We start from the raw sequence: 18,841 nt of genomic DNA, 5'->3' as shown, positions 1-18,841 counted from the left end.
TGTTCTTACTCCGCCGCGACCTGTTGAGCGGCCTCACGGGCCTTTTCCATCTTCTGCAGGGCCTTGCGATACTCGATCGGCATGACCTTGCGGAACCTGGGCAGGTAGTCGTCCCAGTTGGCCAGGATGTGGTTGGCGCGGCTCGAACCGGTGAAGGTCTTGTGCCGCAGGATCAGCTGGTAGAGCCGCTCGGCGTCGCGACGCTGCAGGTCGTGCAGGATCTCGACCACGCCCATGGTCTCGAGGTCGCCATGGTGGCCGAACTCGCGACCCGCGAGGTTTTCCTCCTCGACGACCGGCTCGAGCTCGACCATCGACATGTTGCAGCGGCTCTCGAAGCTCTCGTCCTCGTCGAGGACATAGGCCACGCCGCCCGACATGCCCGCCGCGAAGTTGCGGCCGGTCTTGCCCAGCACCACCACCACGCCGCCGGTCATGTACTCGCAGCCATGGTCGCCCGTACCCTCGACGACCGCGATGGCGCCGGAGTTGCGGACGGCGAAGCGCTCGCCGGCGACGCCGCGGAAGTAGCATTCGCCGGTGATGGCGCCGTAGAGCGCGGTGTTGCCGATGATGATCGAATCCTCGGGCACGAAGCCGCGTTCCTCGGGCGGCCGGACGACGAGGCGCGCGCCGGAAAGGCCCTTGCCGACGTAGTCGTTGGCCTCGCCGACGAGGTCGATCGAGATGCCGCGCGTCGCCCAGGCGCCGAAGGCCTGGCCGGCGGTGCCGGTCAGCGCGATCGCGATGGTGTCCTCGGCGAGGCCGGCATGGCCATAGCGCCTCGCCACCTCGCCGCCGAGCATGGCGCCGGCCGAACGATCGACGCTGGTGATCGTCTCGACGATCTTGACCGGCGTGCCGTGATCGAGCGCGGGCCGGGCCGCTTCGATCAGCTTGCGGTCGAGCACCTTGTCGATCGGATGGTTCTGGCCCTCGGTATGGGTGATGCCCACGCCCTCGGCCGCGAACGGCTTGTGGAAGAGCTTGGAGAAGTCCAGCCCCTTGGCCTTCCAGTGCGAGATCGCCTCGGTCTTGTCGAGCATCTGCATCTGCCCGACCATTTCCTCGAACCGGGTGTAACCCATCTCGGCCATCAGCTCGCGCACTTCCTCGGCGACGAAGAAGAGGTAGTTGATGACGTGCTCGGGCTTGCCGGTGAAGCGGGCGCGCAGCACCGGGTCCTGGGTGGCGACGCCGACCGGGCAGGTGTTGAGGTGGCACTTGCGCATCATCACGCAGCCGGCCGCGATCAGCGGCGCGGTGGCGAGGCCGAACTCGTCGGCACCGAGCAGGGCACCGATCACCACGTCACGGCCGGTACGCACGCCGCCGTCGACCTGCACCGCGATGCGGCTGCGAAGCTTGTTGCGCACCAGCGTCTGCTGGGTCTCGGCGAGGCCGATTTCCCAAGGGCTGCCGGCATGCTTCAGCGAGGTCAGCGGGGACGCACCCGTGCCGCCCTCGTAGCCCGAGATGGTGACGTGGTCGGCGCGCGCCTTGGCGACGCCGGCGGCAACCGTGCCGACGCCGACTTCGGAGACGAGCTTGACCGAGACGGCGCCGTCCGGGTTGACGTTCTTCAAATCGAAGATCAGCTGGGCCAGGTCCTCGATCGAGTAGATGTCGTGGTGCGGCGGCGGCGAGATGAGGCCGACACCCGGGGTCGAGTGACGCACCTTGGCGATGGTGTCGTTCACCTTGTCGCCGGGCAGCTGGCCGCCCTCGCCGGGCTTGGCGCCCTGGGCCATCTTGATCTGCATCATGTCGGAGTTGACCAGGTATTCCGTGGTCACGCCGAAGCGGCCCGAGGCCACCTGCTTGATCGCCGAGCGCTTGCTGTCGCCGTTGGGGAGCGGCTTGAAGCGGTCGGGCTCCTCGCCGCCCTCGCCGGTGTTCGACTTACCGCCGATGCGGTTCATCGCGATGGCGAGCGTCGTGTGCGCCTCGAGCGAGATCGAGCCATAGGACATGGCGCCAGTCGAGAAGCGCTTGACGATCTCGACGGCCGGCTCGACCTGGTCGAGCGCCACCGGCTGGCGGCCATCCTCGTCGGCCTTCCGGATGCGGAAGAGCGAGCGGATGGTGACGTACTTGTCCTCGACCTCGTTCACCAGGCGCGCGAACTCGCGGTACTTGTCGCGGGCGTTGCCGCGGGCCGCGTGCTGCAGGTTCGAGACGGTCTCGGAGCGCCAGACATGCGCCTCGCCGCGCTGGCGGAAGGCGTAGTCGCCGCCGACGTCGAGCACGTCCTCGAGCACCGGCGAGTTGCCGAACGCATCCTTGTGCCGCAGCACGGTCTCCTCGGCGATCTCCCTCAGGCCCGCTCCCTCGATGGTGGTCGCGGTGCCGGTGAAGTAGGTGTTGACGAAGTCCGAGCTCAGGCCGACGGCGTCGAAGATCTGGGCGCCGCAATAGGACTGATAGGTCGAGATGCCCATCTTGGCGGTGACCTTCAGGATGCCCTTACCGATCGCCTTGATGTAGCGGTAGATGATCTCGTCCGCGTCGAGTTCGCCCGGCAGGTCGTCCTTCATGGCGGCGAGAGTCTCGAACGCCAGGTACGGGTTGATCGCTTCTGCGCCATAGCCGGCCAGAGCGCAGAAATGGTGGATTTCGCGCGCTTCGCCGGTCTCGACGACGAGACCCACCGAGGTCCTGAGGCCCTTGCGGATCAGGTGATGATGGATACCGGCGGTTGCGAGGAGCGCCGGGATCGCCACCCGGTCGCGGCTCATCGCCCGGTCCGACAGGATGATGATGTTGTCGCCCGAGTGGACGGCCATCTCGGCGTCCGAGAACAGCTGGTCGAGCGCGGCCTTCATCCCGTCGGCGCCTTCCGACACCGGATAGGTGATGTCCAGCGTCTTCGAACGGAACGGATTGTCCTCCATGCCGCCGATGGCGCGGATCTTCTCGAGATCCTCGTTGGTCAGGATCGGCTGGCGCACCTCGAGGCGCTGGCGGCTGTTGCCGCCGTTGAGGTCGAGCACGTTCGGCCGCGGCCCGATGAACGAGACGAGGCTCATCACCAGCTCTTCGCGGATCGAGTCGATCGGCGGGTTCGTCACCTGCGCGAAGTTCTGCTTGAAGTAGGAGTAGAGCAGCTTGCTCTTGTTGGAGAGCGCCGAGATCGGGGTGTCCGTGCCCATCGAGCCGACCGCTTCCTGGCCGGTGGCGGCCATCGGCGGCAGGATGAACTTCAGGTCCTCCTGGGTGTAGCCGAAGGCCTGCTGGCGATCGAGCAGCGGGATGTCCGAGGTCTTGGGCTCGAAATGCACGGGCGGCAGTTCCTCGAGCACGATCTGGGTGCGGCCCAGCCACTGCTTGTAGGGAAGCGCGGTGGCGAGCTCGGCCTTGATCTCCTCGTCGGAGACGATGCGGCCCTGCTTCAGGTCGATCAGCAGCATCTTGCCGGGCTGCAGGCGCCACTTCTTCTTGATCTTTTCGGCCGGGATCGGCAGCACGCCGGCTTCCGACGACATGACGACCTCGTCGTCCTCGGTGACCAGGTAGCGCGCGGGCCTGAGGCCATTGCGGTCGAGCGTCGCGCCGATATGGATGCCGTCCGAAAAGCACATGGCGGCCGGGCCGTCCCACGGCTCCATCAGCGCGGCGTGGTACTCGTAGAAGGCCTTGCGGTCCTCATCCATGAGCGGGTTGCCGGCCCAAGCCTCGGGGATGAGCATCATCGCCGCGTGCGGTAGCGAATAGCCGCCGCGCAGCAGGAACTCGAGCGCGTTGTCGAAGCAAGCGGTGTCCGACTGCCCGGGGTAGGAAATCGGCCAGAGCTTGTTGATGTCGGCGCCGAACAGCGGCGAGGACACCGAGGCCTGGCGCGCCGCCATCCAGTTGACGTTGCCGCGGACGGTGTTGATCTCGCCGTTGTGGCAGACGAAGCGATAGGGGTGCGCCAGCCGCCAGGACGGGAAGGTGTTGGTGGAGAAGCGCTGGTGGACGAGCGCGAGCGCCGACTCGAAATCCGGGTCGTGCAGGTCCTTGTAGTAAGCGCTCAGCTGCCAGCTGAGGAACATGCCCTTGTAGACCAGCGTGCGGCAGCTCATCGACACGATGTAGAAGTCGTTCGGCTTGCCTTCGAAGGCCGAGAAGATCTTGGCCGAGATCACCTTGCGGATGATGTAGAGCTTGCGCTCGAACGTCTCCTCGTCGGCGACATCGTCGCCCCTGCCGATGATCACCTGGCGGTGAAACGGCTCGGTGGCCACGATCTCGGGATCCTTGCTCAGCGAGGCGTTGTCGGACGGCACGTCGCGCCAGCCGATGACCGACTGGCCCTCGTCCTCGATCACCTTGTTGACGACGCGTTCCATCTTCAGGCGCAGTTCGGCGTCCTGCGGCATGAAGATGAAGCCGACGGCATACCGGCCCTTCTCGGGCAGGCGGAGACCGAGCCGGGCGCTTTCCTTGAGGAAGAACTTGTGCGGGATCTGCACCATGATGCCGGCGCCGTCGCCCATCAGCGGGTCGGCGCCCACGGCACCACGATGCTCGAGGTTCTCGAGGATCTTCAGGCCGTTCTGGACGGTCTTCTGGCTCGGGATGTTCTTGAGGTTGACGATGAAGCCGACACCGCAGGCATCGTGTTCACGCGTCGGATCGTAGAGCCCCCCGGCCTCGGGCCGCATGACGCCGGCTGGGAGGTCTTTGCGCATGCCGGCGTCCATGACGGGGGGTGATTGTCTTCCGTTCCGCTCAGCAGCCATGTGCAAAGTCCTCTGTCTTGCAGTCGTCATCTGGTCGGGGCGTCGCGCCCCGCCGGTTCATTCCTTTCGGCACGCCATCAGGCTCCAGTCGTACTTCAGTGTACGGCTCGAATCCGAGGGCGCAATCCTTTAGTGGGGAGCGGCTCTGCATCCAAATGGCCGCTCATTCGGGCTCGATAAGGCCCCGCCCTCCGTTTCCGCTATCGACAAGCGGGCCAGCCGGATCGGCGTGTGAAACGCATCCGGGGAGACCGGCCGCTCACGAAATTGGACAGACATGCTGTCCTATCGAGGCTAGATTCGCACAATTCAGAACCGTGGGCAAGCGCCCCGGATCACTTTTTTGCCGTCCTGTGACAGTCGCGCGTAGGAAATGACGGGGACCGAATAGGCAAACTGTAGGAGTTGAGGGGCGCAGGGCGCCTGAGAAAGCCGGAAACCGGCCGATTCATGCGGTCACCCGGGATAGGAAATAGCACGGCTGAGAACCCGCCGGTACGCTTGCTCGCGCGTCGGCAGTCGACATCGCGCCCGGCAGATGCTCATGTTCCGCCACACGAAATTGCCGGAGTCCGCCATGTCCGTCCGCCCGCGCCCGCCGTTCATCGCCCACTATTCCGACCTCCTGAAACCCTATGAGCGCGAGCCCGTCGGCATGCAGGGTGCCGGTGCCCGCTTCGGGCAGCATTTTGGGTTGAGTCGGATCGGCATCAATCTCGAGGTGCTGCCGCCTGGCAACCGCTCGTCGCACCCGCATGCCGAAAGCAGGGAAGAGGAGTTCGTCTACATCTTGCAGGGGACGCCCGATGTGTGGGTCGACGGCGAGCTGTACCCGCTCGAACCCGGCGATGGCGTCGGCTTCCCCGCCGGTACCGGCATCGCGCACAGTTTTCTCAACAATTCCGACGCCGACGTGCACCTGCTCATCGTCGGGGAGCACCAGGTCGAGGGCAACCAGCTCTACTATCCGCTCAACCCCGAACGCATGGACCTGTTCCGCAGGCGTGGCCGCGCCTGGGACGACGGTCCCCGCAACGAACTCGGCCCGCACGACGGCAACGCCCGGGCCGGGACACGGAAGTAGCAGACCCCCACTACGGTGGCTCCGTGCCCCGTGGGGGGCTCCATCACAACATCCGCCAGCTGACATCGATGATGGGGGAAGTAGCAAGACCTCCCCACCCACCGGGTCATTCCCGCGAAAGCGGGAACCTCTGTTCGTGGTGCGCGCGGCCCAACGGAGATCCCCGCTTCCGCGGGGATGACACCGAGTATTGTGCAGGGCCAGTGGCAGGCACGGACCGTGCCGCCGCGTCTCCCTCCCCCTCGTGGGGAGGGGCGCCCCACGCACCGAATTGCGGAGGTCGTAGAAAACTTATCCCCCCACCTCGCGCCCCAATGTAGAGCCGTTGCATCTGGGGTGACTGCGGTTCCTGCATCGCTTCGCGGTGCCGTGCGCCATAAGTCCCTTCGCAATGGGCGGGGCGACAGTCCCACCGACTACTGAGCCGGTAGACCGGCATAATAGGGACGAAGTCCCGCCCATGCCGCATCCTCGGAAGCGGCGAGACTGAGCCAAGACCCGGGAGCGGAGGCTCGCCGGGGTTCGGCTGCTTGCCGTCCGGCTATTCGAGGTGGCTCTTCAAGAACCAGAGGTCCTTGTCGAGCGCGCGCGAGAACGCCGTGAAGATATCGGCCGTGTCGGCGTCGCCGGCTTCGTCAGCGGTGTCGATGCTCTCGCGCGTGGACTTGCTGAGCGCCGCGTAGCGCTCGACCAGGGCGCCGACGTGGTCGGGCACCTTGCGGATGTCCGTGGGGTAGGGGGCGAGCTTGCTGGCCTTGCTCACGGCCTGCAGCGTGCCCATGGCGATGCCGTCCAGCTGCGCGACCCGCTCGGCGATGATGTCCACGTGCTCGTCGATATCGTCCCGCAACTGGTCGAGCAGCTCATGCACGGCGATGAAGGTCGGGCCCTTGAGGTTCCAGTGGGCCTGCTTGGTGACGAGCGCCAGGTCGATCGCGTCGGCGAGGCGGGCGTTCAGCAGGTCGATCATCTCGGACTTGGTGTTGGACTTGAGCCCGATCTCGGGGGATTTCATGGCACACTCCGGTGACGCGTTGAACCGTTCAGGCAACGGCGGAGCGGCATCGAGGTTCCTGCCTACCGGCGCGGGCAACGAAAAAGGGCGCGGCCCTTGCGGACCACGCCCCGTTCCGTTCCCCTGGCGATCAGACCGCCTGGCTCGCCAGGCTGTTCGTGACCGGATCAGTTGACCGATTTGTCCTCGATCGTCTTGGTGCCGGCCGCGATCGGGATCTGGCGGGCCTTCTTGGACTCGGGAATCTCGCGCTTGAGCTCGATGTGCAGCAGGCCGTTCTCGAGGCTGGCGCCGGCGACCTCGACATAGTCGGCCAGCTGGAAGCGCAGCTCGAAGGCGCGCTCGGCAATGCCGCGGTGCAGGAACTCGCGGGCCTTGTCCTCGCTCTCCTGGGCCTTGGCGCCCTTCACGACGAGGTTGTTCTCCTTGCTCTCGATGGCGATGTCGCCTTCGGCGAAGCCCGCGACGGCGATCGAGATGCGGTAGTCGTCAGCACCGACCTTCTCGATGTTGTAGGGCGGGTAGGTCTTCTGTTCCTGGCCCACCAGCGCGTCGAGGCGGTTGAACACGCGGTCGAAACCGACGGTCGAACGATAGAAGGGGGAAAAATCGTACGCAGCCATTTCACATTCTCCTTGAGCAACGTGGATGTACGGGTGTCCCATGCTGGCTCCCCAAGCGGGCGAGCCTTCATTCCCGGGTTCCCGGTCCCCGGGGTCACCCGGCGGACAGCATTGATTTAGGAAGCGGAAACGGGCGTTCAAGAGGGCAATTCACCTCGATGAACCGAAGATGAATGCCCCGATCAATACCGGTTCAGGCGGCCCTCCCTATAAGCGGGACTGTGCTTACTGTCTGCTGCAGGGCACACCGAATGCGCCGCCTTCACCCGCCCCCCGCAAGGCGGCCGTCACTGGAAAGCCAGTGCCTCAACCGAGGCGCTGGCTTTTCTGTTTGGGGCGTGGCGATTGGCTGCCCATGGGTACCATCGTCACTCCTACAGGCTGTCATCCCTCAGAAAGCGGGGACCCATTTCTCAGCCCGCGCAGGTGGATGGTTGGGTCCCAGCTTTCGCTGGGATGACGGCTGGTGAAGAAGGCCGCCGCGTGCCATGCACACCATATTGCGAAGCGCCGGAATCCGCTAAGGAATCGCCATGAACGCCATCGTCGATCCCAACGGACCAACACTTGCCGTGGTGCCCTCCAACCCGGTGCCCGAGGGGGCCCGCGTCGGCTATTTCGAGGCCGCCGACAAGATCCGGCTGCGCTATGCCACCTTTCCCAAGGGGCAGGGCGCGCCGCGCGGCACCATCTGCCTTGTGCAGGGCCGCTGCGAGTTCATCGAGAAGTATTTCGAGACGATCGCCGATTTCCAGTCGCGCGGCTTTGCCGTCGCCACCTTCGACTGGCGCGGGCAGGGCGGCAGCCAGCGGCTGATCGGTAACCCGCGACTGGGCTACGTCCGGCGCTTCGACGACTACTGGGAGGACCTCAAGGCCTTCCACGGCTCGATCCTGCTGCCCGATTGCCCGGCGCCCTACTATCTCGTCGGCCACTCGATGGGCGGGCTGGTCAGCCTGTACGCCGGCATCCGCGACCGCATGATGTTCGAGCGCATCTTCCTCTCCGCGCCGATGGTCGGCCTCGACGGGCAGCCCTTCGGCATGGCCGGCATGGCGCGGCTGGCCGGCACGCTCGCCAGTCTCGGGCTCGGACGCCTTCCGATCGGCCGGCCGGGCGACAAGCCGCAGACCGAGCAGAGCTTTGCCGGCAATCCGCTGACCTCCGATCCCGTCCGCTTCAATCGCAGCAGCGAGGTGCTGAAGGCCCGGCCGGACCTCACCATCGGGGCTCCGACCGTGCGCTGGGCCGCGTCCGCCTTCGCCGCCATGGCCGGTGCGGCCACCGACCAGTTCCCCGGCGCGGTGCGCATCCCGGTGCTGATGCTGGCGGCGGCGCAGGACCAGATCGTGTCGACCAACGCCATCGAGACCCTTGGCCTCAGGATGCGCACCGGCCGGCACGTCGTCGTGCCCGGCGCCCGGCACGAGATGTTCATGGAAAACGACGCCATCCGCGCGCAGGTCTTCGCCGCCTTCGATGCGTTCGTGACCGAGCAGAGCACGTAGGCGTCCCCTCACCCGTCCCGGCCTTCGCGCGATCCACCCTCTCCCTCAAGGGGAGAGGGGACACGGTGCCCCAGCGGCGAGGCGGCGCGCCTTCTTCCTTCTCCCCTCGAGGGAGAAGGTGGCGAGCGAAGCGAGACGGATGAGGGGACGATCCGTCACCCCCTGAGCGCTGCCATCGCCGCCGCGTGCAGTTCCGGCGTCGCCGCGGCGACGCAGTTGCCGCCCTGTTCGGCACGGCCGCCGTCCCACGTGGTGACTACCCCGCCGGCGTTCTCGATCAGCGGAATCAGCGGGCAGATGTCGACATCCTTCAGCGCCGCCTCGACGACGAGATCAATGTGGCCGGCAGCCATCAGCGCATAGCCGTAGCAATCGAGCCCGTAGCGCGTGGTCAGTACCTTGCCGCGCAGCCGGTCCCACGGCCCGGTGAGGCCGTTCTGCTCGAACAGGTCAGGCGACGTGGTGGTCAGCTTGGCCTTGCCGAGCTCGGTGACCCGCGACGTGTGCATCGGCTCCTTGTCGAAGCCGCGGTAGTAGCTCGCCTCGCCGGGGAGGCTCATGTAGATCTCGCCGGTGAAGGGCTGCGCCATGAGGCCCGCGACGGCCTTGCCATCGACGGTCAGCCCGACCAGCGTGCCCCAGACCGGCACGCCGGTGATGAAGGCGCGAGTGCCGTCGATGGGGTCGATGATCCAGGCGAAGCGCCCGCTCCCCTGCTTGTCGTCCCACTCCTCGCCGATGATGGCGTGCTCCGGGAAGCGCTCGCCGAGCAGCTCGCGGATGGCGCGCTCCGCCTCGCGGTCGGCTTCGGTCACCGGGTCGAAGCCCTGTTCGAGCTTGTTGTCCACCGCAAGGCCCGAGCGGAAGCGGGGCAGGGTGTGCTCCGCCGCAATTTCGGCGGCATCGAGCAGCGTGCGGCCAACCAGGTCGGCGTCGAGCCCGCCAAGAAGAGTATCGGTCATGCAGGCCCCCGCGCCGGCTTTTGTTTAAGTTTCACAGCACATTAGCCGCTGCTTTGAACCGGCCGCGCCGAATAGTGCTTGGCAGTCCTGAATCATTTTTGCAACAGGGTTGCGAATTTCCTGTTGATGACTTCAGTTCGCCTTGTTCCGGTGCGCAAATCAGTTCACTCCGGAAGGTGCATGATGGATGGGCGGCTCGAAACCTTCGCCGCGACTTGGGCCCAGGCGTCTGGCTGCCAATCGTTTCCTCCCTTGACTGGGCCGCTCCGGCGGCCCGTTTTTCTGGGGCGCGGTGTACCTCACTCCGCAGCGTATCTTTGTCCCGCCGGCACGGCCGGCTGCAACAGCCCCGGGTCCATGGCGATCAGCGTCGTCAGCAGTCGGTCGACGAGCTGCCGCATGGCGGCAAAGCCGTCATTCTTTTCCAGCGTGACCTCGTTCATGTAGAGGTGCCGGCTGATCTCGATCTGCAGCGCATGCACGCCGTGCTGGGGGCGCCCGTAGGTGCGGGTGCAGAAGCCGCCGGCATAGGGCCGGTTGCGCGCCACGCGCAGTCCGGCGCCGGCGAAGATCATCTCGGCCAGGTCGGCGAGAATCGGCGCGCAGGTCGTGCCGTAGCGGTCGCCGAGCACGATGTCGGGCCCGAGCCGGTCGCCGGAGCGCGACAGCCGCGGCATCGAGTGGCAGTCGATCAGCACCGCGACGCCGAAGCTGCCGTGCGCCTCGGTGAGCAGGCGCTGCAGGGTGGCGTGGTAGGGCTGGTAGATGCCCTCGATGCGCATCCGCGCATCGTCCAGCGTCAGCCGCTCGCGATAGATCGGCTTGTTCTCTGCCACCACCCGGGCCAGCGTGCCCAGCCCGGCGGCGACGCGGGGACTGGTGGTGTTGAACCGGTCCGAGAGCGGTTCGACGAACATGGTGGGATCGAGTTCCCAGGGCTCGCGGTTGACGTCGAGATAGGCACGCGGAAAATGCGCCCGGACCAGCGGCGCGCCGAGGTGCGGCGCGCGGGCGAACAGTTCGTCGACGAAGGCGTCCTCGGACTGGCGGATCGACAGGTGGTCGAGCCGGGTCATCTGCAGGAAGCGCTCGGGATAGTCGCGGCCGGAATGGGCGGAGCTGAAAACCAGCGGGGCCGTCACCCGGCGGGGCCGGATGGTCTCGAATGCTGGCCTGTCCCAATAGTCGGACTGCACCGGGGCTCCCCACGCGCCGAAGCGCCTCGTCATGGCATTTAATGTGCCGCGCCGCCTGACGAATGTCCATAAGCCGTCAGCCGGATGTTGACGTTTGGCTGGTGCCGGTTTCCGATCGGGAAAACTTGCATTAAACATCAGCTCCTAGAGTACCGGCAGAACGCCGGAAACGGGGACCGCGAGAGAAGATGATGAAGCGCATTCTGCTGGCCGAGGACGACAACGACATGCGCCAGTTCCTCACCCGCGCCCTCAAGACCGCCGGCTACGAGGTCGTCTCGTTCGACAACGGCAGGTCGGCCTATGAACGGCTGCGCGAGGAGCCGTTCTCGCTGCTGCTCAGCGATATCGTGATGCCGGAGATGGACGGCATCGAGCTGGCCCGCCGCGCTACCGAACTGGACCCCGACCTCAAGGTGATGTTCATCACCGGCTTTGCCGCCGTCGCGCTCAATCCCGACTCGGAGGCGCCCCGGGATGCCTCGGTGCTCAGCAAGCCCTTCCACCTCAAGGACCTGGTGCACGAGGTCGAGCGCCTGCTCGCGGCGTGATTCCTCCCCCCGGGGCTTCCTTCTCCCCTTGAGGGAGAAGTTGGCGCGAAGCGCCGGATGAGGGGCTTCGAGCCGTCCCGTAGGCCGCATCGCTCCAGTGGAGCGATCTGAGGCGAGAAGGCCATGAGAGCTGTGCCCGAATGGCTCGCCGGAGAGCGACGAAAAGCAACCTTGCGGCCCTCCTTTTCCACCCCCGGAATTGACCCTTGACCCGCAAACGGGTTTTATGGTCTATCCCCGCTCGCAACGGCGGGCGGCGCCCGGCGGTGCGGCGAAGTGATGGGTGTATAGCTCAGCGGGAGAGCACTACCTTGACATGGTAGGGGTCACAGGTTCAATCCCTGTTACACCCACCATCCTTCGAAACGGCCCCAGGGGGGCAAGCTCATGCCAGTGGCATGATCTTAGGTGAGAAGGCCATGAGAGCTATGCTCGAATGGCAACGGCCCGATGCACCGGGCCCCGAATTCCCGCCGCGGCCGATCCGGCCGGCGGCCCCGAGGATGGGTGCGTAGCTCAGCGGGAGAGCATCGCCTTCACACGGCGGGGGTCACAGGTTCAATCCCTGTCGCACCCACCATCCTTTCAGCGAGCCCCTGGCGCCGAACCGGCTGCCGGGGGTTCTGCTTTCTGGCGCCAGCCTTCTTCTTCATTCGGGCGCCAGCCATCCGGCAAGCAGAATCGATGTTGCCCCGCTCGGCCTCACCGCGCCGTGAAGACAGTTGTCGAACCTCCGCCACAAGTAGCCGGCAAGTTCACGGCGCCGTGATCAGGGCGGTCGTCTCGACCGCGTTCGCCACTTACTGGGCTGTCAGGCAACATAAATTCTGTCGCGGGTGGACCGGCAACCATTGATGCGGCGCTGCAACACTCCGGCAAACACAGCGATTACTGGGCGGAATCCGCTCGATTCCGCGGCGGAGGCATGGTTGACTGTCCTTACCTAGTAGGAGGCAAGCATGAGATTCACTAAGACTATTTTCGTTGCGTCCGCGATGGCCGCAGGTCTGTCGTCGGGCGCTTTTGCAGCGGACCTGATTGTCGACGAGCCCGCGCCGGCCGTTGGCGTCGTGGATATGGGCGGTAACTGGGACGGGCCGTATGTCGGCGTGTTCGCGGGCGCCGGCTGGGGCTTGGCGGACCATACCAATGGCGGGGGCGGGCCATGCGGGTCCGATGACGAGGGCTGCGACCTCGATCTCAGCGGCTGGCTGCTCGGCGTCACCGCGGGCGCCAACTTCACCGTCGGTGGTTCCTTCGTGCTCGGTGTTGCCGGTGACATCGCCTGGTCGAACGTTTCGGGCACTGACTATTTCGGTCCCATCATTGGCGACGCCGAAAACACCATCAACTGGGAAGGCTCGATCCGCGGCGTCGCTGGATGGGATGCCGGCGCATTCATGCCGTACCTGACCGCCGGTTTGGCATTTGCCAACGCCAGCCACTACTCCGACTTTGCCAACGAGACCGCTGACGCTACCCACATGGGCTGGACGGCCGGTGTCGGCGTGGCCGTCTCAGTCGCAGAAAACATCTCGCTCGACCTGCAGTACCGCCACAGCTGGTACGACGAGCAGGAATATGATGTGGGCGCTGGTCCATTCAACCCGGTGTTCGGTCTCCAGACCGATCGCATCACGGCCGGGATGAACTTCCACTTCTAGGTCAGCGACAGAACCTCCGAAGTCGGCCCCGTCCGGTTCGCCGGGCGGGGTCGAATTCTCCGAAATTCCCCATTCGTGCCTTGAAATCGCCATGCCGGAGACAGGTGTGGCGGGAAAGCTACGACTCTCTCCAAGAGGCCACCAAGGCGACACTTTCCGGGATCGGAGAGGTCGCTTTTGTCGTTTTCAGGGTCTAGGCCTCGGCGACCTGGTCTTGCGATCAGGCTCCCTCTCTTGGAGTAGACTCTATGAATCGCTTTGCAATTGCTCTGCTGGCCGGTGTGGCTGGCGTCTCCCTCGCGTCGGCGGCCTCGGCTGCCGACCTGATCGTCTCTGAACCCGCTCCGGCCGTCGGCATCGTCGACACCGCCGGCGGCAACTGGGACGGCGCGTTCATCGGTGCGTTCGCCGGCTACGGCTGGGGCACGCTCGCTGACGACGCCGCCAGCACCAACTACGAGGGTGAGGGCTGGCAGCTCGGCGTGACCGCCGGCTACAACTTCACCGTTTCCGAGGCGCTGGTCGCCGGCATCGTGGCCGACGTGGCCTGGGCCGACATCAACGGCGGCGATACCGCCGCGGTTTCGTACAACACCGACTGGACCGGCAGCATCCGCGGCCGTCTCGGCATCGACGCGGGCGCCTTCCTGCCGTACGTCACCGCCGGTGTGGCCTTCGCCAACAACACCGTCACCGACGCTGGGGGCCCGAGCGAAGACACCCAGCTGCACACCGGCTGGACCGCCGGCGCCGGCGTGGAATTCGCCGTTGCCGACAACGTGTCGCTCGACCTGCAGTACCGCTACAGCGACTACGGCACCAAGACCTACACCCTCGGCCTCACCGACACCGACTTCGGCCTGACCTCGCACGCGATCACGGCCGGCGTGAACTTCCGCTTCTGATGCGGCTGGCGATCGTCTGATCGCACCGACGACCTGGCCCCGCCCCGGCAGCCGCCGTGGCGGGGCCTTTGATTTGCGCCGGCCGATCGCTCGCGGGTGTTGCCGGTTTGCCCTTGTCATCGACGCGCATCGGGCCCACCTTTGGTGCATGTTCAACCAGCCCCAAGGAGGTGATTCAATGTCTCACAAGAAATCGTCGGTTTCGAAGGGCTTTGGAATCTCCGGCAGCTCGGAGCAGCCTCTGGCCTGATCGAAGCCTTCCTGCCCCGCGAGGGCGAAGGGCCGCTTCGAACACCGCGAAATCGGGAAGGGTCGCCTCCGGGCGGCCCTTCTTTTTTTGCCAAACGAGCCACCATTCGTCGGCAGGCGGCTTCTCGGCGAATGCGCGCCACAGGCCGGCGGCGAGAACGAGAGGGCGTCCCCTGATGGCAGGCGAGCACGGTGGGATGCGGCCAGCGCCTCCCTCCCCCTTGAGAGGAGGGACCGAGGGTGGGGGTGGTGCGGGGACCACCGATAGACGCCGCGCCCAGGGTGCGGGGCGTGGGTGACAACCATTGTCTCTGTGGTTTCCTGCCAGGACCACGATCGTCATCCCAGCGAACGCCGGGACCCAGTGCCCCGGCCGCTTTCCGGCGTGGTGTTGCCGACCCATCTGCAACAGTCGGGAACCGTCCGCATTCGGCCCGGCGGTCTGAGCCGTGGGTCCCCCGGCGTTCGCGGGGATGACGGCCGGTGGCGGGAACGGCAGGGCGTCCCCTGATGGCAGGCGAACAGGGTGGGATGCGGCCAGCGCCTCCCTCCCCCTTGGGGGGAGGGACCGAGGGTGGGGGTGGTGCGGTGACCACCGATGCAACCCCATCCTTCCCCTCCAATGGGAGCGGCGACGCCTCAACCCACCGGGTTAACCACGCCGGACAACCAAACGTTAACCAAACCCTGACGGTTACCGGCGCGTAAACCAGTTGTTTGCAATTTGGATTCGATTCATGCGGTCACCAAACCCCGCGTGTTCCCTCGTGTTCTGGAGGCACTTCATGAACCGTCTCTCTCTCGCCCTGCTGGCCGGCGTGGCCGCATTCACCTTCATTTCGGGCGCGCAGGCAGCCGACCTCCTGGTCAATTCCCCGGCTCCATCCTATGGCGGCGGCTACTCCAGCCCGGCCGGCGGCTGGGACGGCGCCTATATCGGCGGCTTCGTCGGCTACGGTTGGGGCACGGCGATCGATGACCTGAACAACTACTCCGACATCGGCCTGTCCGGCTGGCTGGTCGGCGCGACGCTGGGCGCCAACTTCACCGTCACCCCGGGCTTCGTGCTCGGCGCGGCCGGCGACATCGCTTGGTCGGGCGTCAGCGGCTTCGAGACGCCGGCCGATTTCGACATCAATTGGGCCGGTTCTCTCCGCGGTCGTGCCGGCTTCGACGGAGGCGCCTTCATGCCCTACCTCACGGCGGGCCTGGCCTTTGCCGGCGCCACGGCAAGCGAAACCGGCACCGACAGCACTCAGATGCATTTTGGCTGGACGGCCGGCGCTGGCGTGGAAGTCGCCGTGGTCGACAACGTGTCGCTGGACCTGCAGTACCGTTACACCGACTACGGCACGGCGGATTACACTCTCGCCACGGACAATGCCACGTTCGACCTGACCACCCATGCGCTCACTGCCGGCGTGAACTTCAAGTTCTGAGGCCTCGGCTTCGCGAGTCTGGAACGGCCGCCCCATCCGGGCGGCCGTTCTGTTTTGCATTCGGCGGCCAGACACAGTATATCGCGGCCTTCCCTGAAGAGCCTGTGATGACCGCCCTGACCGCTACGGCGCCTGCCGCCAAACTGCTGCCCTACCAATCGCGCCGCACCTTCGCGATCATCTCGCATCCGGACGCCGGCAAGACCACGCTGACCGAAAGGCTGCTCGCCGCCTCGGGCGCGATCCAGCAGGCCGGCGCGGTGCGCCATCGCGCCAACCAACGCGCCACGCGCTCGGACTGGATGGAGATCGAGCGCCAGCGCGGCATCTCGATCACCTCTTCGGTGATGACCTTCGAGCACCTGGGGCTGACCTTCAACCTGCTCGACACGCCGGGCCACTCGGACTTTTCCGAGGATACCTACCGCACGCTGACCGCCGTCGACGCCGCAGTGATGGTGATCGACGTCGCCAAGGGCATCGAGGCGCAGACGCTCAAGCTGTTCGAGGTCTGCCGGCTGCGCGACATCCCGATCATCACCTTCGCCAACAAGGTGGATCGCGAGGGCAAGGATCCGCTGGCCATCCTCGACGAGATCGCCGACACGCTGGCGCTCGACGTGACCCCGGTGGTGTGGCCGCTGGGCGGCGGTGTCGATTTCAGGGGCATCGTCGACCTGACGGCGGGGCGCGTGCTGACCCCGGCGGGCGAGGTGATGCGCACCTTCGCCGATGTCGAGGAGCTGTTCGGAGATGCCACGCTCAATGCCGATCCGGTGATCAAGGCCAGCCTCGAGACCCTCGATCTGGCGCGCGCCGGCTATCCCGCCTTCGATCTCGAGACCTACCGGGCCGGGCACCTGACGCCGGTGATCTTCGGCTCGGCGCTCAAGTCCGTGGCGGTGCCCGAACTGCTGGCGGCGCTGGGCGCCTGGGCGCCCGAGCCGCGGCCGCAGCCGGCCGAGCCGCAGCCGATCAACCCCGGCGAGCCCAAGGTGACCGGCTTCGTGTTCAAGGTACAGGCGAACATGGACGCCAACCACCGCGACCGCATCGCCTTCGTGCGGCTGAGCTCGGGCACCTTCAAGCGCGGGATGCGGCTGCGGAACGTCCGCACTGGCAAGGACATGGCGGTCTCGAACCCGATGTTCTTCTTCGGCCACGACCGCGAGCTGGCGGAAGAGGCGGTGGCCGGCGACATCGTCGGCATTCCCAACCACGGCGCGCTGAGCGTCGGCGATACGCTCACTGAGGGCGCGCAGGTCCAGGTCACGGGCATTCCCAATTTCGCGCCCGAGATCATCCGGCGTGTCCGGCTCGCCGATCCGATGAAGGCCAAGCAGCTGGCCAAGGCGCTGAGCGATCTCGCCGAGGAGGGCGTGGCGCAGATATTCCGCCGCATGGTGGGGGCCGACTACCTGGTCGGCGTCGTCGGGCAGCTGCAGCTCGAAGTGCTGCAGTCGCGCATCAACTCCGAATACAATGTCCCGATCAGCTTCGAGGCGATCAACTTCGAGCTGGCGCGCTGGGTCACCTCCGACGACAAGCCGGAGCTCGAGCGCTTCATCTCCACCAACAAGCTGGAGATGGCCGAGGACAAGTACGGCGATCCCGTCTATCTGGCGCAGTCGCAGTGGTGGCTGGCGCGCGCCGAGCGCGACTACCCCAGGATCATCTTCCACACCACCAAGGAGCGGCGCTGACGTTCGGCCCACCCAACCGGTAGTCCGTTCGTCCCCTTCCTGTTCCAGCTTCCCCCGGCTATGAAGCCCGACAACAAGAGGAGGAACGCGATGAACATCCGCACACTGGGCAAGACCGGCTACGACGTCTCCGAGATCGGCCTGGGCACCTGGCAACTGGGCGAGAGCTTCGGCCCGGTCAGCGACGAGTCGGCCAACGAGATCCTCAAGACCGCGCGCTCGCTCGACGTCAATTTCTGGGACACGGCCGACGTCTATGGCGGCGGCCAGTCGGAGCGCCGGATCGGCGCGTTCCGAGACAGGAAGGGCGTGTTCGTCGCCACCAAGCTCGGTCGCAACGGCGAAATCTTCCCCAACAAGACCGGCTACAACAAGAAGAACATCAAGGAGAGCCTCGCCGGCTCGCTGAAGCGCCTCGGGGTCGAGACGCTCGATCTCGCCCAACTCCACACCATCCCCACCGAGGTGCTGCGTGACGGCGAAGTGTTCACCATCATGGACGACCTGCGCGACGCGGGCATGATGCGCCACTGGGGCGCCAGCGTCGAGAACGTCGAAGAGGCGCTGCTCGCCATGCGCGCGCCGGGCTGCACGACGCTGCAGGTCATCTTCAACCTGTTCCGGCAGGACTACATCACCGAGGTGTTCCCGGTGGCGCAGAAGAACAATGTCGGCGTCATCGTGCGCCTGCCGCTGGCCTCGGGCCTGCTCTCGGGCAAGTGGACCAAGGAAACGAAGTTCGCTTCGACCGATCACCGCAACTTCAACGCCAACGGCGAGAAGTTCAACGTCGGCGAAACCTTCTCCGGGCTGAAGTTCGAGACGGGCATCGAGTTGGCCGACCAGCTCAAGCAGATGATCCCGGCCGGCATGCCGCTCAGCCAGTTCGCGCTGCGCTGGATCCTCGACCAGCCCGCGGTCTCGACCATCATCGCCGGCGTGACGCGCCCGGACCAGTTGCGCGCCAATGTCGATGCGACCAGGCGCGAGCCGATCGAGCCGGCCTTGGTTGCGAAGCTGGCGGATTGGTACCAGGACAAGGTACGCCCGCAGATCCGGGGTCGGATCTAGGTACTGGACTTCCCCTGGCCGCTGCGCGGCCACCCTCTCCCTCAAGGAGAGAGGGAAGACGGTGCCTCGCTGGCATCAATGATGCCCCCTTCTCCCCGTGAGGGAGAGGGGGCGAGGCCGAAGGCCGAGACGGATGAGGGGAAGTCC

13 protein-coding genes and 2 tRNA genes are annotated in these 18,841 nt (G+C 66.0%); 10 read left to right on the top strand and 5 right to left on the bottom strand.

Going from position 1 to position 18,841, the window contains the following annotated elements:
* Window positions 1-5: 5 nt before the first annotated feature.
* On the bottom strand, window positions 6-4,673 hold the full coding sequence (gene gltB / locus J0I99_RS15685) for a glutamate synthase large subunit (RefSeq protein WP_291398562.1): 4,668 nt from the start codon (window positions 4,671-4,673) through the stop codon (window positions 6-8).
* 628 nt (window positions 4,674-5,301) lie between these two features.
* Here gltB and J0I99_RS15680 point away from each other — a divergent pair.
* Window positions 5,302-5,808, top strand: a complete 507-nt coding sequence (locus J0I99_RS15680) for a cupin domain-containing protein (protein ID WP_291391103.1) — start codon at window positions 5,302-5,304, stop codon at window positions 5,806-5,808.
* Window positions 5,809-6,349: 541 nt separating this feature from the next.
* On the opposite strand, the gene dps is transcribed toward J0I99_RS15680, so the two are convergent.
* Complete coding sequence (gene dps, locus J0I99_RS15675) at window positions 6,350-6,823, bottom strand: DNA starvation/stationary phase protection protein Dps (protein ID WP_291392446.1); 474 nt, start codon at window positions 6,821-6,823, stop codon at window positions 6,350-6,352.
* A 167-nt stretch (window positions 6,824-6,990) separates the two neighbouring features.
* Window positions 6,991-7,446 (bottom strand): Hsp20 family protein, encoded by a 456-nt coding sequence (locus J0I99_RS15670; RefSeq protein WP_291398561.1) that lies wholly within the window; start codon window positions 7,444-7,446, stop codon window positions 6,991-6,993.
* A gap of 533 nt (window positions 7,447-7,979) precedes the next feature.
* Here J0I99_RS15670 and J0I99_RS15665 point away from each other — a divergent pair.
* Window positions 7,980-8,954, top strand: coding sequence for an alpha/beta fold hydrolase (locus J0I99_RS15665; protein WP_291398560.1), 975 nt, complete (start codon window positions 7,980-7,982; stop codon window positions 8,952-8,954).
* 155 nt (window positions 8,955-9,109) lie between these two features.
* Here the strand turns inward: J0I99_RS15665 and hisN are convergent, their stop codons facing one another.
* The gene (gene hisN, locus J0I99_RS15660; RefSeq protein ID WP_291398559.1) at window positions 9,110-9,916 is read right to left on the bottom strand and encodes a histidinol-phosphatase; all 807 of its coding nucleotides are present in this window, start codon (window positions 9,914-9,916) and stop codon (window positions 9,110-9,112) included.
* A gap of 299 nt (window positions 9,917-10,215) precedes the next feature.
* Window positions 10,216-11,112, bottom strand: a complete 897-nt coding sequence (locus J0I99_RS15655) for an N-formylglutamate amidohydrolase (RefSeq protein ID WP_291398558.1) — start codon at window positions 11,110-11,112, stop codon at window positions 10,216-10,218.
* Between the two features lie 191 nt (window positions 11,113-11,303).
* On the opposite strand from J0I99_RS15655, the gene cpdR reads away from it, so the two are divergent.
* The 8 genes from cpdR to J0I99_RS15615 all read left to right on the top strand — a co-directional run bounded on the left by cpdR (window position 11,304) and on the right by J0I99_RS15615 (window position 18,694).
* Entirely contained in the window at window positions 11,304-11,663 is a 360-nt protein-coding gene (gene cpdR / locus J0I99_RS15650) for a cell cycle two-component system response regulator CpdR (RefSeq protein ID WP_273958278.1), read from the top strand.
* Between the two features lie 281 nt (window positions 11,664-11,944).
* A tRNA-Val gene (locus J0I99_RS15645) sits at window positions 11,945-12,019 on the top strand.
* Window positions 12,020-12,168: 149 nt separating this feature from the next.
* Window positions 12,169-12,243: transfer RNA gene (locus J0I99_RS15640), tRNA-Val, on the top strand.
* A gap of 379 nt (window positions 12,244-12,622) precedes the next feature.
* Complete coding sequence (locus J0I99_RS15635; RefSeq protein ID WP_291398557.1) at window positions 12,623-13,327, top strand: outer membrane beta-barrel protein; 705 nt, start codon at window positions 12,623-12,625, stop codon at window positions 13,325-13,327.
* Window positions 13,328-13,575: 248 nt separating this feature from the next.
* The gene (locus J0I99_RS15630) at window positions 13,576-14,232 is read left to right on the top strand and encodes an outer membrane protein (RefSeq protein ID WP_291398556.1); all 657 of its coding nucleotides are present in this window, start codon (window positions 13,576-13,578) and stop codon (window positions 14,230-14,232) included.
* 1,034 nt (window positions 14,233-15,266) lie between these two features.
* Window positions 15,267-15,920 carry an outer membrane protein gene (locus J0I99_RS15625; protein WP_291398555.1) on the top strand — a complete coding sequence of 218 codons (654 nt, stop codon included), beginning with the start codon at window positions 15,267-15,269 and terminating at the stop codon, window positions 15,918-15,920.
* A 107-nt stretch (window positions 15,921-16,027) separates the two neighbouring features.
* Window positions 16,028-17,623 carry a peptide chain release factor 3 gene (locus tag J0I99_RS15620; protein WP_291398554.1) on the top strand — a complete coding sequence of 532 codons (1,596 nt, stop codon included), beginning with the start codon at window positions 16,028-16,030 and terminating at the stop codon, window positions 17,621-17,623.
* Window positions 17,624-17,713: 90 nt separating this feature from the next.
* The gene (locus J0I99_RS15615; RefSeq protein ID WP_291398553.1) at window positions 17,714-18,694 is read left to right on the top strand and encodes an aldo/keto reductase; all 981 of its coding nucleotides are present in this window, start codon (window positions 17,714-17,716) and stop codon (window positions 18,692-18,694) included.
* The last annotated feature ends 147 nt before the right edge of the window (window positions 18,695-18,841 follow it).

The organism is Devosia sp., from assembly GCF_017307495.1.
Taxonomy (GTDB): Bacteria; Pseudomonadota; Alphaproteobacteria; order Rhizobiales; family Devosiaceae; genus Devosia_A.
The sequence above is the reverse complement of the archived record's forward strand: the minus strand, read 5'-3'. Positions and strand labels throughout refer to the sequence as shown.